The organism is Streptomyces kaniharaensis (assembly GCF_009569385.1).
Classification (GTDB): domain Bacteria; phylum Actinomycetota; class Actinomycetes; order Streptomycetales; family Streptomycetaceae; genus Kitasatospora; species Kitasatospora kaniharaensis.
Genome location: NZ_WBOF01000001.1, coordinates 2,738,777 through 2,751,438 on the forward strand (window position 1 = coordinate 2,738,777; position 12,662 = coordinate 2,751,438).

The following is a 12,662-nucleotide window of genomic DNA, read 5'->3' on the forward strand; positions in this document are numbered from 1 at the left end:
GCACGGCCCATGAGCACCACCAGCCCCAGCCCCGTCTCCCCGAACGGTGGCGGCCTGCCGTACCGGCTGGTCGCCACCGACCTCGACGGCACTCTGCTGACCGGCGAGGAGACCGTCTCCGAGCGCACCCGCGCCGCCCTGGCCACGGCAACCGGCGCCGGTGCGCTGCACATCATCGTCACCGGCCGCTCGGCCGCCTGGGCCCGGCCGGTCTTCGACGAGATCGGCTACGCAGGGATAGCGGTCTGCGGCCAGGGCGCCCAGGTCTACGACGCCGGCGCGCACAAGCTGCTCACCTCGCTCACCCTCGACCGCCGGCTCGCCGCGCTCGCCATCGCCAAGATCGAGGCCGAGACCGGCCCGCTGGCCGTCGCCGCCAACCAGGACGGGCTGGACGGCGAGGTCCTCGCCGGGCCCGGCTACGAGCTGCTGATCGGCTCCGACCTGCCGGTCGTCCGGGTCGACCGCGACGAGCTGCTCGCCGCACCGATCAGCAAGCTCTACATCCAGCACGCCGGGCTGACCGACGACTCCCTCGCCGAGGCCGCCCGTCGCGTCGCCGGGGACCTGGTCGGCGTCGTCATGGCCGGCGCCGGTGTGGTCGAACTGCTGCCGCTCGGCCTGTCCAAGGCCACCGGCCTGGCCGTCGCCGCCCGCCGCCTCGGCGTCCGCGCCACCGACACCATCGCCTTCGGCGACATGCCCAACGACGTCCCGATGTTCGGCTGGGCCGCCCACGGCGTCGCCATGGCCAACGCCCACGAGGAACTGCTCGCCGTCGCGGACGAGATCACCGCGAGCAACGACGAGGACGGCGTCGCCCTCGTCCTGGAACGCCTCTTCCCGGCCCGCTGAAAGGCCGTCGCGAGGAACCGTCCTGGCGCCGTCATGACGAAGGCGGCTCCGCCATCGCCAGTTGTAGGATGACCGGGCAAGAGGTTGTAGGATGACCGATGACCGGTTGTGCTGGCGAGTGGTGAAGGGAGGACCGGCATGAGCAACGACGGCAGCAGCCTGCAGGCGGCCGGGCGGCGCTCCCTCGTGGACACCGCCATCGACCAGCTGCGCGAGCAGCTCGCGGGCGGGGTGTGGCCGGTGGGGTCGCGGATTCCCACCGAGCACGAGCTGGCCGAGCGGCTGCAGGTCGGCCGGAACACCGTGCGGGAGGCGATCCGGGTGCTGGTGCACGCCGGAATGCTGGTCTCCCGGCAGGGTGAGGGCACTTTCGTCCGCAGCACCAGCGACCCCGCGGCCGTCCTGCGCGGCGTGCAGCGCTCGGGGATCCGGGACGTCCTGGAGGTCCGCGCGGCGCTGGAGACCGAGGCCGCGCGGCTGGCCGCCCTGCGACACACCCCCGACGACATCGCCCGGATGCGGGCCGCGCTGGCCCGCGAGGCCGAGGTGATCGCCTCGCACCCGGAGCGGGCCGGCCGCGAGGCCACCGTCGAGCACGACCTGGAGTTCCACACCGCGGTCGTCGAGGCCGCGCACAACCCGGCGCTGGCCGAGGTGTACCGCTACTTCGGCGCCTCGGTGCGCGAGTCGATGCGGTCGGCCTTCGGCGACCACGAGATGCCCGAGGTGGTCGTGGCCACCCACGCGGCGCTGGTCGACGCGATCGAGAGCGGCGACCCGGAGCGCGCCGAGACGGCGTGTCGGGCACTGCTCGCCGAGCCGACCGCGGCCGTCGAGCAGCTCCTCGCGACCATCGCGGCCCGGAAGTAGGACGGCGCGAGCCTCCCTCCGCCCTCCCACGTCCTTCGAGATTCACGAAAGAACAAGCTCACCCATGGCCGTCACCCGTGCCCAGCAGCCGGTTGTCACCTCCTCCGCTCCGCTTCCCGTCCGCTCCCGGCTGGCCCACCCGGCCCTGCTGCTGACCGGCATCCTGCTGGTCGCCCTGAACATGCGCGCCTGCCTGGCGGCGGTGTCGCCGATGGTCGGCGAGATTCAGCGCGCCTTCGGGCTGTCGGCGACCGCGAGCGGCCTGATCACCACCGTGCCGGTGCTGTTCCAGGGCGTCGGTGCGCCGCTCACCCCGCGGCTGGCCAGACGGTTCGGCACCGAGCGGGTGGTGCTGGGCGCGGTGCTGGTGCTGGGTGCGGGCGTGCTGCTGCGGGTGCTGCCCTCGGTCGTGGCGCTGTACGCGGGCTGCATGGTGATCGGCGTGGCGATCGCCGTGCTGAACGTCTCGATGCCGGGCCTGGTGAAGCGGGAGTTCCCGGACCGGGCGCCGATGATGACCGGCCTCTACTCGACCACGATGCTGGTCGGCGCGACCCTCGCGGCCGGCCTGTCGGTGCCGTTGGAGCACGCGCTGGGCGGTGGCTGGGAGGCCTCGCTGGGCGCCTGGTCGCTGCTCGCGCTGGTCGCGGCGGTGGCCTGGCTGCCGCAGGTGCTGCGCTCCCGGCAGGAGCGGGCGTCGGTGGCGGCGGCTCCGGCCGCGAGCAGGCCGGTCGAGGGGATCTGGCGGTCGCCGCTGGCCTGGCAGATCAGCCTCTTCATGGGCATCTCGTCGCTGCTCGTCTACATCCTGGTGGCGTGGATGCCGACCATCCTCGCCGACCACGGGATGGACCGCGGCGAGGCCGGCCTGGTCTTCGCCTTCTCCAACCTGGTGCAGGTGGCCGGCGCGTTCCTGGTGCCGCTGCTGGCCGGCCGGATGACCCGCCAGCGCGGCCTGGCGGTGGCCATGGCCGGGCTGAACGGCCTCGGCATCGCCCTGCTGCTGGTGGCGCCGGTGTCGGGGGCCTGGGCGGCGGCGGCCGTCCTCGGGGTCGCGCAGGGCGGTTCGCTGGGCCTCGGCCTCGCGTTCATCGTGCTGCGGACCGGCAGCGCGGCCGGTGCCGCCCAGCTGGGTGGCATGTCGCAGGCGATCGGCTATCTGGTCGCGGCGGCCGGCCCGGTCGGCGCGGGTGCGCTGCACCAGCTGACCGGCGGCTGGAACGCGACGCTGGCGCTGATGCTGGTGCTGGTCGCCGTCGTCGGCGCGGCCGGCTGGGGCGCGGGCCGCAACCGGACGCTGTAGGACGGCAGTACGGAGCAGGGCCGGCCACCGTGACGTGGCCGGCCCTGTCCGTCTACCGACGTATCGTCAGCCGAGCAGGTCGGACTGCAGCGTGACCACCTGACGGAACGGCGCGAGCGGCACGCCCTTGGGGTTGGTCATCGTGACGACGGCGAGGACGTCGGACGCGCCGATGTAGGCCAGGCGGGCCGTCGGATCGCCCTTGTCACCCTGCGTCGACGTCTCCTTGACCGTCAGGTCGACGCCCGCGGTGTCCCAGCCGTCGTGCGAGGCGATCTTCGCCCCGGGAACGTCCTTCGGCTGGCTGTCCGAGCGCAGACCGGAGAACACGTCCCAGGCCTCGGCGGAGGAGCCGAAGCGGAGCAGCCGGATCTGGGTGCGGGTGCCGTCGGAGGCCGTCCACTCCCGGACGGTGGCGGCGCGGCAGGCGTTCTGCAGCAGCAGTTCGCGCAGCTTGGCCGGGTTCTGCTGCTCGGCGAGGACCGCGTCGCAGGTGACCCACTCGGCCGCAGCCGGGCCGGTCGGCTTCGCGGAGGCGGACGACGACGCGCTCGCGGAGGGGGTCCCGGACGGGCTGGCGGACGCCGACGGGGTTGCCGACGGGCTCGCCGAGGCGGTGCCGGAGGGCGTCGCGGTCGGGATCGGGAAGACCACCGGCGCCAGCGAGCCGCCGGCCTCCCTGGGCGTGGGCAGCAGCAGGTAGCGCAGGTCCGCGTAGTGGCGGTTCTTGTCCTTCGCGGCCGTCGCGCCCTTCCCGTCCGGCGCGCTCTTGCCGGACGGCAGCGGCGGCAGTGCCAGCGCCGGGAAGGTGTAGCGGCCGTCGCTCTTGGTGGCCAGGCCGGGGATGTCGGTGCGCTCCGGGGCGGTGACGGCCAGCGCGGCGCCGGTGCCCGTGAGCGCGAACACCAGGGTGGCGGTGGCCCAGCGCACGGCCGCCTTGCGCCGGCGGGTCCGCCGGGCGAGGCGGGCCTCGCGCTCCTCGGGCGTCTCGGGGATCACGGGCGGGGGCGGCAGCAGGTCCACCGTGGGCGGCAGCGGCGGAGCAGCCGGCGTGGCGGGCGCCTCAGCGGGAGCGGGAGCGGGGGCCTCCGCGGGGGTGCCCGCGTTGTCCTGCGGGGTGGCGTGGTCGGTCATACGGACGCTCCCGGGCGGGCGAGGCGGTCGAGCTGCATGGTGAAGAGGGCGACGATCTTGTCCTTGGGCAGCGGTGCCACGCCCTCGGCGTTCATGACCACCAGGAGGTCGCCCTCGGCGGCCGAGCACTCCAGGTAGTCGATCGGCGCGGACGGCGGCGCCGGCATCAGGTAGCAGTGCGCCTCGGGGTGGTTCGGGATCTCCGGGCCGATCCGGAACAGGCCGGTGTCGCCGGTGAAGACCGCGGTGTACTCGTTGAGCTTCTGCACTTCCTGCTGGTTGAACTGGCGCAGCTTCAGGCCGATCACCAGGTCGTCCCCGCTGGCCCGGTACGTCCGCACGCCGGTGGCCCTGACGTGCAGGCTCTCCCAGTAGGCGCGGAGCTTGTCGCGCTTGTCCTTGGGGATCTGCTGGAGTTCCGCGTCCAGTTCGGCGTGCAGCTGGTCGGCGCCGATCTCGTCGTCATTGCCGTAGCCGCCCTCGTCCGGGCCGAGCTCGTAGCCGGCCGGGACGGGCAGCAGCAGGTCGCGCAGCGAACCGAAGTGGTTGCCGTTGGACTTGGCGCCGAACGGCGTGGCGGTCGCCGTGGGGGCGGGCGCGGCGGACGGCCCGGCGGCCGTGGCCGGGGCGGGGTCGTCGTACTGGGTCTTGATGATGCCGATGCCGATGGCCACGCCCACCAGCGCCGCCGCGACCGTCGCGGCACCGGCACGGAGCAGGCGGCGGGACGCCGGGCGGGGCTGCGCCACTGCGGGCTGCTCAGGCTCGGCCGGGGGCTGCTCCTGATCGGCAGCAGGCCGCGCAGGCTCGACGGTGGCCTGTTCCGGCCCGGCGGCGGGCGGGGTGGGCGGGACGGCCGGCTGCTCGACCACGGTCGGCGTCGGCTCGGGGTTCGGGGCCCCGGTCACGGTGTTGTCGCTCATACCAGCCGCTCCCACTGCTGCTTGGCGATGTCCTTGACGACATCGGGGTTCACCGGCTTGGTGCCGAAGGCCTCGACCTCCATGACCACCGTGCCGCGCTGGGCCAGGGCGTGACCGTAGTAGTACTGCTCGGTGCTCTCGGCCCAGTGCCGGGGCTCGTCCTCGATCTTGTAGCCGCCGTTGGCGCCGTCGGCGAACGGCTGCAGGTGGTAGAGGGACGCGCGCACCTTCGCCTCGCTGGCGCGGTCAGGCGTGAACTGGACTAGCGTCACGCGGTACTTGACGTCGTCCTTCTTCCAGTCCACCTCGACGGCGCGGCGGAACCCGCGGGAGTTCAGGTCCTTGAACTCCCGGGTCGAGTCGCCGCGGCGCTCGGCGATCTCGCCGACCGACAGCCAGCTCGGCTTGTCCGGGTAGTCGCCCCACGGGATGCTGCCGTCCGGGGCGGTGACCAGCAGCTTCTGCAGGTCACCGTCGATGGCCAGCGGCCTGGGCTGGTCGGCGGCGAAGGCGGTCGGGTCGACCGCCCCGGCCGGGTAGGACGGCCGCGCGACCTGGAGCGGCGGCAGCGGCGTCGGCGGGCGGTGGGCCTGGATGGCGTAGCCGATGCCACCGCCGACCAGGGCGCCGAGCACCAGGCCGCTGACCGCCAGCAGCACCGGCCGGGGGCGGCGCGGGGCGCGCGGGGCGCGGTCCGGTCCGGCCGACAGCTCGTCGAACGAGTAGGCCTCGGCCGGCTCGACGATGAACGGTGCGGCGGAGGATGCGGCCTCGGGCTGCGGAGGAACGACGGGCACGGGCGGTGCGGCCGGAACGGCGGGCGGTACAGGCGCAGCGCCGGGCGGAGGCGTGTCGCCGGACGACGGCTCCACGGGTTCGGTGGTCACGAAGTGGCTCCAGAAGAGGAAAGGGTGGCGTCGGAGGGCGGGCGGCGGCGCGGGCTCAGCCGCCGGAGGAGAGCCACTCGCGCTGGCGCTTCATCAGGTCGCTCAGCAGCGCCTTGTCCGGCGTCCCCTTCACCTCGACGTCGATCGTGTACTGGACGTCGCCCTGGCTGGAGATGCCGGTCATCGATCCGGTGAACGCCTGCTGCCTGGGCTTGTGCACGTAACCGTGGGCGTTCGGGTCGCCGTCGATGTCGATCGGGTCCTGCGACTTGACGGTGTAGCCCCTGACGAACTCGGTCGCCATCGCCGTCGAGCCGAAGTGCAGCAGGGTGACGGTCACTTCGACCTTGCCGTCGGCCGTGCGGTACATCCGGGTGGCGCCCTCCTTGTACCCGTACGAGCCCAGGATGTCCATGATTCCGTCCTGCTTGCCGAACATGGCGGCGACGTCCTCACTGGTCATCGTCCGGCCGTCCGCGGGCCCGTACGACTCGCCGCCGTCCGGGATCGGGAGCAGGAAGAAGCGCAGGTCGCCGTCGTGCTTGCCGCCGTTGACCGTTCCCTTGACGGTGCTGGCCGGCTTGGGCGTGGTGGGGACGGCGGTCGGCGTCGGCACCGGCACGGCGGAGGGCGTCGGGCTCGGGCTCGCGCTCACCGAGGCCGCGGTGGTCGCGGTCGGCGCGGGCGCGGCGGCGGCCGGGCGGGCGTCCGGCTTGCCGACGGCGACGGTCACCGCGGCGCTGGTCGCTGTGACGGCGAGCAGCCCGGCGGTGGCCAGCGCGACGCCGACGGCACGCGGCAGGCGGCGCGGGGCCGCAGCGTCCGGTGCGGGTGCCGGCGTCGACACCGGTGTCGGCTCTGCGGCCAACTCCTCACTAGGAAAGGGAGATTGAGCAGCAACCGGCTGCTCGGCGGCGGAATCGTTTTCGGGCGCGGACAAGGGGCTCCCCCGGGGAAATGTGGAATGTCGCGCACGGGCCCCCTCGCAAACCGCCCCCCAGCGGCTCTCCGGACCGTCCGTCACGCGTCTCAGCAGGAAGTATGAGAGTCCGTCCACACCACTGCCAACAAAGTTAATCGCCGCACTCCCGCCCAATGCCCGATGAATCGGACACGCCGTGATGCAAACGCAATGGGCGGACCGGCGCCGACCGCCGATCCGCCCGTCCTGCTGGCACTTCGCCCGCCTGTCTCCGCGAGCCGGGACGCGTCAGAGGACACGTCAGGAGACACGTCAGGAGGACGCCCGCTCCCACATCTCGGTGACCTTGCCGGAGGCGTCGATCGCGACCTTGTAGTCACCGTCCGAGCAGGGGAAGAAGCCCTTCTCGTTGTGCGGCGTGGCGATGCACTCGTTGATGTGCTTCACGAGGTCGGCCACCGCGACGTCCTTCGGCGGGGCCAGCACCGAGCTCAGGTGCCCCTTGACGGCGGGGTCGAACTGCGCGGTCTTGTCCGGGCCGACCGGCAGGAAGCCGACGTCGTTCACGCCGCACACGTCCTTGGTGTCCTTGTAGACCAGGGCGGTCGCGGTCGAGCCCTTCACCGGGACGATCCACTTCTGCCCGGCAGGCAGCGGTGCGTGGGTGCAGAAGCCCTCCGGCCCGTCGTCGGCGCCGCCGGACGGCTTGGCGGTGGCCGCGGGCTTTCCGGTCCCGGCCGGCGAGGCAGCCCCGGTGGCCTTTCCCGTAGCGGGCGCGGTGGCCGTGGGCGCGGTGGTGGCGGCCGGGCTGGAGTCGCCGCCCTTGGCCTGGTCCGACGAGTTGTCCGGACCGCACGCCGCGAGCCCCAACGCGGCGGTGGCGACCAGAGCGGTGGCGAGCAGTCTCCTGGAGTCGAACATGACGAAATAACCCCCGTGTGACGCATGATCAGATAGAAGGTGTCGGCCGTCAGGCTAGCGCCTCCCACTGTCCGCCCGAGCGCGCCCGCTCCTTGCGCGTCAGCACCCCCGAGATCCGTCCGGCGAGCAGGGGACGTTGCCGGACAGGGCGGCGAGGACGCGGGCGCAAACGGCGGTGACCGGAACGTGGATGGTGGCGGTCGGGTCGGCGGTGTTGCTCAGAATCTCACCCACCGGAGCGCACACGTAGGGTCGAGGCCATGCGACTGAGTACGGTGATCCTCCCCACCCACCGGTGGGCCGAAGGACAGAAGATCTGGCGGCGGGCCGAGGACCTCGGGTTCCATGCCGCGTACACCTACGACCACCTCTCCTGGCGGTCTTTTCGGGACGCGCCGTGGTTCGGAGCCGTCCCCACGCTGACCACCGCAGCGGCAGCTACGGAGAGTATCCGGTTGGGCACCCTCGTGACCTCGGTCAAACCTCGTTCACCCATCGCTGCCTGACCAGCGAAATAGTCGTAGTCATCACAGCCAGGACCGACACCGTTCTGTACAGGCCGCTGTGCGACCTGTTGCTGGTGACGTACGGGCCGCCCCGGTCGGTGCGTACAGCCTTGCCTACGACGCTGCGCGCAGGCACTTGCGGCGGTCCTGGTGAACCAGGGACTTCGCGCCACGAGCAGGGGCGGCCATGTCGCGGTCTACGAGACGGTGAAGGCGCAGCTGGACCCGCCACTCGGAGGCATCCTGCGACCGTTCAGCCGCATGCGTGTCCGCCGGAACGAGAGCGAATACCGATCTGCCGAAGCTCCGCCGGTCACCCCCGAGGAGGTCAGGGGAGATCTGCCGAAAGCACAGGCGATCATCGAGCTGGCGGAGAAGGCCATGCCGCACATGGTTCGCTACTGATCACCGAAAACCAGCCTCGGTCACGGGTGGCCGGGTCGACCCGGCACACGCCGTGTCCTGGTGAACCTCTGCCGACGGCCGCCAGCAGCGAGTTCGCTGAGGCGCTCACCGATCACGGAAACGCCCGGGCGGGGCTCCTGCTCGTAGTACCAGGGCTTGCGCCGGCGCAGCAGCTCCTCGCCGTGCTCGTCCCAGGTGAATCCGGGCTTCCGCAGCAGCTTCCGGAACACCTCGTCGACGGTCTCCGGGTGGGCGGCGGCCAGGCGGCGGAGCGGCAGCGGTGCAATCGACTCCTCGCGCAGGTACACGCGCAGCAGGTCCTGGTGCTGCCTGCGGCCAGGGAGGGCCGGATCGGCGAAGAGGTCCCGCAGCATCCCGTAGTCCGGGTAGAAGTTGAGCCCGTCGACTTCGTCATAAATGGCACCGACCGTTTCCGATTCCGCGAGTCCTCGCGGCAGTTCGAAGGCCGGGAAGGCAAGGCCGGGGAGCCGCCTGCCCCGGGCCCGGTCGGGATGCTCGGCGACGGCGGCTTCCTGCCGGTGCCGGTAGTAGGCGTTGAGCCGCTCCTCGGTTTCGGCAGGGGGAAGGACCAGTTCGTCGCTGCCGCAGAACTCGATGAACGCGGTTCGGTCCTCCCGCATCGAGCGCCATCCCTGCTCGATCTTCTCCGGGCTGCGGAAGACCAATGAGGGGTGTTCGGTGGCCAGTTGGAGCGCCGCCTGGGCGATCTCGGTGGCGCTGGACTTCGGGTAGGACGACATCATTCCGGAGATCAGCCACGCCCCGTCGACCGAGTGGACGGGCACCAGGCAGGTGTGCAGGAATCCCCCCTTGGACACTCCGCGGAAGGCCACCCGCCCGACGTTCGAGTACGTGCGGTACTCCAGGTCGTCGATCAGGTTCAGCAGGACGACGGCGTCCCCATCCTTGCGCCGGATCTCGAAGATGCCCTCGACGGGGTCACGCCAGCCGAGAAGCATCTCCCGATCCGCCTCGGTCAAGCCCCGTCGTCCGGCGACGAACCGGTCCACCACGGTCGAACCGTCCGGCAAGCGGTACCGCAGGATGAAGTTGTCGATGATCCGGATCGCATCGCCTTCCTCCAACTGCCGCTGGGGCCCGGCGGCCTCCAGGAGGAGGGGCGTCAACCACCGGTCGAAGCGCGCGCTCTGGGCGAAGGCGACGAGTTCACCCTTCAGTTCGGAGCTTCGCTCGATCAGGTCTCGCAACGATGCCTCATCCTCGTTCCGTACCACGACAGCCATGCAGGCCCTCTCGATCTTGAAGGTTCCGGCGCTCACTGCGTCCAGTAGTAGCGGTACGCCTCGACCCACTCCGCTCCGTCCGGAGCCGGTTCCGGCAGCTGAAGGTCCAGCAATCCGATCGTCTGCCGGAACTCACCGCGGGTGCACAGGGCGACGATCCTTCCGTCCAGTGAGAGGTCGATGCCTCGCACGGTCACCTCGGCGCCCAGCACCGAGGTGCTGAACGGCACCGCCAGGTTCTCCTCGACGGCGGTGAACAGAGCCGACAGCTCCTCGTGCTCGTCGTAGGTGTCGACCGTCGCTTCCTCGACCAGCGCGGCCAGTTCGCGCCTGCTCAACTTGCCCATGGCGCCACGCTAGCGGACCTGCTCGTGCCGACTTGCGGGCGGTCCGAAGTCCCGCCGATCCGCGCGCGTATCGTCACTGCATGCGCTTGAGTACCGTTATCCTGCCCATCCACCGGTAGGCCGAGGGGCAGAAGATCTGGCGGCGGGCCGAGGAGCTCGGGCTTCCACGCCGCGTACACGTATGACCACCTGTCCTGGCGGTCGTTCCGGGACGAGCCGTGGTTCGGGTCGGTGCCGACGCTGACGGCGGCGGCGTGCGCGACCGAGCGGCTGCGGCTGGGGACGCTGGTGACCTCGGGCAAGCCTCGTTCACCCATCGCAGTCCGACCTGCGGGGAGACCGGTAGAGAAGTCAAGGGCTGCGGCGCCAAGCCTCACACCGAGATGAGCCGGACACGGTCGCCGCAGAGCTTCGTCATGTCATCGATGTCCGAGGTGAGCATGGCCACTGGTCCCGGCTGACGCAGCGCCATCTCGGCGACGGTCGCGTCGATCGCGTACTTGTGCCCGTGCAGGCCGGCCTGTTTGAGCAGCTTGGCCGAGGCCCGAGCAGCCTGATCTGTGACCGCCTCAACCTTGACCCGGGAGAGCGTCCAGCTCAGCCGGGCTTCGTTCACGCGCGCATGCGTGACTTCCACGATGGTGTTCGCGCCGACGACGAAGTCGGCCCCCATGGCATGGAACACCTGGAGCATCGCGAGTACACCCCGGTCCTGGGTGATCCATGCGGACAGCCCCTGGGAATCCAGCACGACCGTTTCGAAACGCTCGGTCACGCGGCGCTCGCCGAACCCGCAGCCTCGCCGGAAGCGGAGATCCTGGCCCGTGCCTCAGCCAACTCCTCATCGGTGAACTGCCCCTGCTCGTCCTGGTATCGACGAAGGTCGTCCGCGAGCAACTGGTGCCGGATCTGGCGCGCGACCGCCTCCGCGACGTAGCCGGAAACGTTGTCGGTGAGCTTCTTCAGTTCTGCCACCTGCTCCGTCGGGAGGGTGACGGTGATGCGCGTGGTTGCTGACATATAGAAAGCATACTGCGATATGCGCCCGCACGGAGGCCTTCTGGGAGTCAGGGGTGGCTGTTCGCGCCGAGAGGGGGTGCCACCGTGGGTTGCGAAGCCGTCGCCCGCCGGTGGGCACGCGTAGGGTCGGCGGTATGCGACTGAGTACTGTGATCCTCCCCATCCACCGCTGGGTCGAGGGGCAGAAGATCTGGCGGCAGGCCGAAGAACTCGGGTTCCATGCCGCGTACACCTACGACCACCTGTCCTGGCGGTCGTTCCGGGACGAGCCGTGGTTCGGGTCGGTGCCGACGCTGACGGCGGCGGCGTGCGCGACCGAGCGGATGCGGCTGGGGACCCTGGTGACCTCGCCGAACTTCCGGCACCCGGTGACGCTGGCGAAGGAACTGATCACGCTGGACGACGTCTCCGGCGGGCGGCTGACGCTCGGGATAGGGGCCGGCGGGCTGGGCTTCGACGCGACGGCCATGGGGCAGGAGGCGTGGTCGCCGAAGGAGCGGGCCGACCGGTTCGGCGAGTTCCTGCCGCTGCTCGACAAGCTGCTGCGCCAGGACGCGACCACCGAGACCGGCACGTACTACTCGGCCGTGGAGGCGCGGAACATCCCCGGCTGCGTGCAGACGCCGCGCGTGCCGTTCTACGTGGCCGCCACCGGGCCGCGCGGGCTGCGGCTGGCCGCCGAGTACGGCCAGGGCTGGGTGACGTACGGGGACCCGAAGGGTCCGGCGGACGTGCCCGTGGAGCAGGCGCCCGCGGTCATCGCGCAGCAGATCGGGAAGCTGACGGCGGCCTGCGAGGCCACCGGCCGGGACGTGGCGACGCTGGAGAAGGTCCTGCTCCAGGGCTCGACGGCGGAGAAGCCGCTGGAGTCCCTGGACGCGTTCGTCGACTGGGCGGGGACGTACCGGGAGCTGGGCATCACCGAGCTGGTGGTCCACTGGCCGGTGCCGGACTCGATCTTCGCGAACGACCTCGCCGTCTTCGAGCGGATCGCCACCGAGGGCCTCGCCCAGCTGGGCTGAGCGGGCCCCGGCTAAGGATGCGGACGGGTGCGCTGGGCCGGGAGCCTCGGCTCCGGCCCGGCGGCCCTGGCGGACCCGGTGGATCCGGCGGTCCCGGCAGGCCCGGCGGGCGCGCCCGGGGCGCGGCGGGCGATCTCGGCGAGGGTGTGGAACAGCACGTCGCCGAGCAGGACGGGCTCGCGCGCGAAGGCGCGGGCGGCGGGAGGGGCGGTCGGGAGAGGCTCGTCTCGAAGCTGGCGCGTGCGCATGGCTCTTCCTGCCGACGGGATCACCGAGGACACT

16 protein-coding genes and 2 pseudogenes are annotated in these 12,662 nt (G+C 71.6%); 7 read left to right on the forward strand and 11 right to left on the reverse strand.

What is annotated here, in order from left to right; genetic code table 11:
* Window positions 1-9: 9 nt before the first annotated feature.
* The 3 genes from F7Q99_RS12520 to F7Q99_RS12530 all read left to right on the forward strand — a co-directional run bounded on the left by F7Q99_RS12520 (window position 10) and on the right by F7Q99_RS12530 (window position 3,028).
* Window positions 10-855 carry an HAD family hydrolase gene (locus F7Q99_RS12520; RefSeq protein WP_153461294.1) on the forward strand — a complete coding sequence of 282 codons (846 nt, stop codon included), beginning with the start codon at window positions 10-12 and terminating at the stop codon, window positions 853-855.
* 138 nt (window positions 856-993) lie between these two features.
* The gene (locus F7Q99_RS12525; protein WP_153461295.1) at window positions 994-1,725 is read left to right on the forward strand and encodes a FadR/GntR family transcriptional regulator; all 732 of its coding nucleotides are present in this window, start codon (window positions 994-996) and stop codon (window positions 1,723-1,725) included.
* Between the two features lie 64 nt (window positions 1,726-1,789).
* Window positions 1,790-3,028 (forward strand): CynX/NimT family MFS transporter, encoded by a 1,239-nt coding sequence (locus tag F7Q99_RS12530; protein ID WP_153461296.1) that lies wholly within the window; start codon window positions 1,790-1,792, stop codon window positions 3,026-3,028.
* Window positions 3,029-3,094: 66 nt separating this feature from the next.
* On the opposite strand, the gene F7Q99_RS12535 is transcribed toward F7Q99_RS12530, so the two are convergent.
* From F7Q99_RS12535 to F7Q99_RS42535, 6 genes are all read right to left on the reverse strand, one after another.
* Window positions 3,095-4,162 carry a hypothetical protein gene (locus F7Q99_RS12535; protein WP_153461297.1) on the reverse strand — a complete coding sequence of 356 codons (1,068 nt, stop codon included), beginning with the start codon at window positions 4,160-4,162 and terminating at the stop codon, window positions 3,095-3,097.
* Entirely contained in the window at window positions 4,159-5,085 is a 927-nt protein-coding gene (locus tag F7Q99_RS12540) for a hypothetical protein (RefSeq protein WP_153461298.1), read from the reverse strand. Before F7Q99_RS12540 ends, F7Q99_RS12535 begins: the two co-directional genes overlap by 4 nt.
* Window positions 5,082-5,972 carry a hypothetical protein gene (locus F7Q99_RS12545; RefSeq protein WP_153461299.1) on the reverse strand — a complete coding sequence of 297 codons (891 nt, stop codon included), beginning with the start codon at window positions 5,970-5,972 and terminating at the stop codon, window positions 5,082-5,084. The genes F7Q99_RS12540 and F7Q99_RS12545 overlap by 4 nt, the downstream gene beginning before the upstream one ends.
* A gap of 55 nt (window positions 5,973-6,027) precedes the next feature.
* Entirely contained in the window at window positions 6,028-6,819 is a 792-nt protein-coding gene (locus F7Q99_RS12550; protein ID WP_153461300.1) for a hypothetical protein, read from the reverse strand.
* A 387-nt stretch (window positions 6,820-7,206) separates the two neighbouring features.
* Entirely contained in the window at window positions 7,207-7,815 is a 609-nt protein-coding gene (locus F7Q99_RS12555; protein WP_153461301.1) for a hypothetical protein, read from the reverse strand.
* 99 nt (window positions 7,816-7,914) lie between these two features.
* Complete coding sequence (locus F7Q99_RS42535) at window positions 7,915-8,049, reverse strand: hypothetical protein (protein WP_268267541.1); 135 nt, start codon at window positions 8,047-8,049, stop codon at window positions 7,915-7,917.
* 26 nt (window positions 8,050-8,075) lie between these two features.
* Between F7Q99_RS42535 and F7Q99_RS12560 the strand changes: the two are divergent.
* Both F7Q99_RS12560 and F7Q99_RS12565 read left to right on the forward strand, forming a co-directional pair.
* Window positions 8,076-8,312 (forward strand): annotated as a pseudogene (locus F7Q99_RS12560) (LLM class flavin-dependent oxidoreductase); the annotation flags it as partial.
* 159 nt (window positions 8,313-8,471) lie between these two features.
* Window positions 8,472-8,726 carry a hypothetical protein gene (locus tag F7Q99_RS12565; RefSeq protein WP_230210199.1) on the forward strand — a complete coding sequence of 85 codons (255 nt, stop codon included), beginning with the start codon at window positions 8,472-8,474 and terminating at the stop codon, window positions 8,724-8,726.
* 20 nt (window positions 8,727-8,746) lie between these two features.
* On the opposite strand, the gene F7Q99_RS12570 is transcribed toward F7Q99_RS12565, so the two are convergent.
* Together F7Q99_RS12570 and F7Q99_RS12575 are read right to left on the reverse strand one after the other, a co-directional pair.
* The gene (locus tag F7Q99_RS12570; RefSeq protein ID WP_230210200.1) at window positions 8,747-9,955 is read right to left on the reverse strand and encodes a hypothetical protein; all 1,209 of its coding nucleotides are present in this window, start codon (window positions 9,953-9,955) and stop codon (window positions 8,747-8,749) included.
* Between the two features lie 68 nt (window positions 9,956-10,023).
* Window positions 10,024-10,338, reverse strand: coding sequence for a hypothetical protein (locus F7Q99_RS12575; RefSeq protein WP_153461303.1), 315 nt, complete (start codon window positions 10,336-10,338; stop codon window positions 10,024-10,026).
* A gap of 134 nt (window positions 10,339-10,472) precedes the next feature.
* Between F7Q99_RS12575 and F7Q99_RS12580 the strand changes: the two are divergent.
* Window positions 10,473-10,662: pseudogene (locus tag F7Q99_RS12580) on the forward strand (LLM class flavin-dependent oxidoreductase); the annotation flags it as partial.
* A 49-nt stretch (window positions 10,663-10,711) separates the two neighbouring features.
* Here the strand turns inward: F7Q99_RS12580 and F7Q99_RS12585 are convergent.
* Together F7Q99_RS12585 and F7Q99_RS12590 are read right to left on the reverse strand one after the other, a co-directional pair.
* Window positions 10,712-11,113, reverse strand: coding sequence for a DNA-binding protein (locus F7Q99_RS12585; protein WP_326846587.1), 402 nt, complete (start codon window positions 11,111-11,113; stop codon window positions 10,712-10,714).
* Window positions 11,110-11,358, reverse strand: coding sequence for a hypothetical protein (locus F7Q99_RS12590; protein ID WP_153461304.1), 249 nt, complete (start codon window positions 11,356-11,358; stop codon window positions 11,110-11,112). The genes F7Q99_RS12585 and F7Q99_RS12590 overlap by 4 nt, the downstream gene beginning before the upstream one ends.
* A gap of 134 nt (window positions 11,359-11,492) precedes the next feature.
* On the opposite strand from F7Q99_RS12590, the gene F7Q99_RS12595 reads away from it, so the two are divergent.
* Window positions 11,493-12,380, forward strand: a complete 888-nt coding sequence (locus F7Q99_RS12595; protein ID WP_153461305.1) for an LLM class flavin-dependent oxidoreductase — start codon at window positions 11,493-11,495, stop codon at window positions 12,378-12,380.
* Between the two features lie 11 nt (window positions 12,381-12,391).
* Here F7Q99_RS12595 and F7Q99_RS12600 read toward each other — a convergent pair whose 3' ends face one another.
* Window positions 12,392-12,628, reverse strand: a complete 237-nt coding sequence (locus F7Q99_RS12600) for a hypothetical protein (protein WP_153461306.1) — start codon at window positions 12,626-12,628, stop codon at window positions 12,392-12,394.
* Window positions 12,629-12,662: the final 34 nt, after the last annotated feature.

Coding starts and splice junctions, on each gene's coding strand:
- F7Q99_RS12520 (WP_153461294.1), top strand. CDS start 10: ATGAGCACCACCAGCCCCAGCCCCGTCTCCCCGAACGGTGGCGGCCTG.
- F7Q99_RS12525 (WP_153461295.1), top strand. CDS start 994: ATGAGCAACGACGGCAGCAGCCTGCAGGCGGCCGGGCGGCGCTCCCTC.
- F7Q99_RS12530 (WP_153461296.1), top strand. CDS start 1,790: ATGGCCGTCACCCGTGCCCAGCAGCCGGTTGTCACCTCCTCCGCTCCG.
- F7Q99_RS12535 (WP_153461297.1), bottom strand. CDS start 4,162: ATGACCGACCACGCCACCCCGCAGGACAACGCGGGCACCCCCGCGGAG.
- F7Q99_RS12540 (WP_153461298.1), bottom strand. CDS start 5,085: ATGAGCGACAACACCGTGACCGGGGCCCCGAACCCCGAGCCGACGCCG.
- F7Q99_RS12555 (WP_153461301.1), bottom strand. CDS start 7,815: ATGTTCGACTCCAGGAGACTGCTCGCCACCGCTCTGGTCGCCACCGCC.
- F7Q99_RS12575 (WP_153461303.1), bottom strand. CDS start 10,338: ATGGGCAAGTTGAGCAGGCGCGAACTGGCCGCGCTGGTCGAGGAAGCG.
- F7Q99_RS12590 (WP_153461304.1), bottom strand. CDS start 11,358: ATGTCAGCAACCACGCGCATCACCGTCACCCTCCCGACGGAGCAGGTG.
- F7Q99_RS12595 (WP_153461305.1), top strand. CDS start 11,493: ATGCGACTGAGTACTGTGATCCTCCCCATCCACCGCTGGGTCGAGGGG.
- F7Q99_RS12600 (WP_153461306.1), bottom strand. CDS start 12,628: ATGCGCACGCGCCAGCTTCGAGACGAGCCTCTCCCGACCGCCCCTCCC.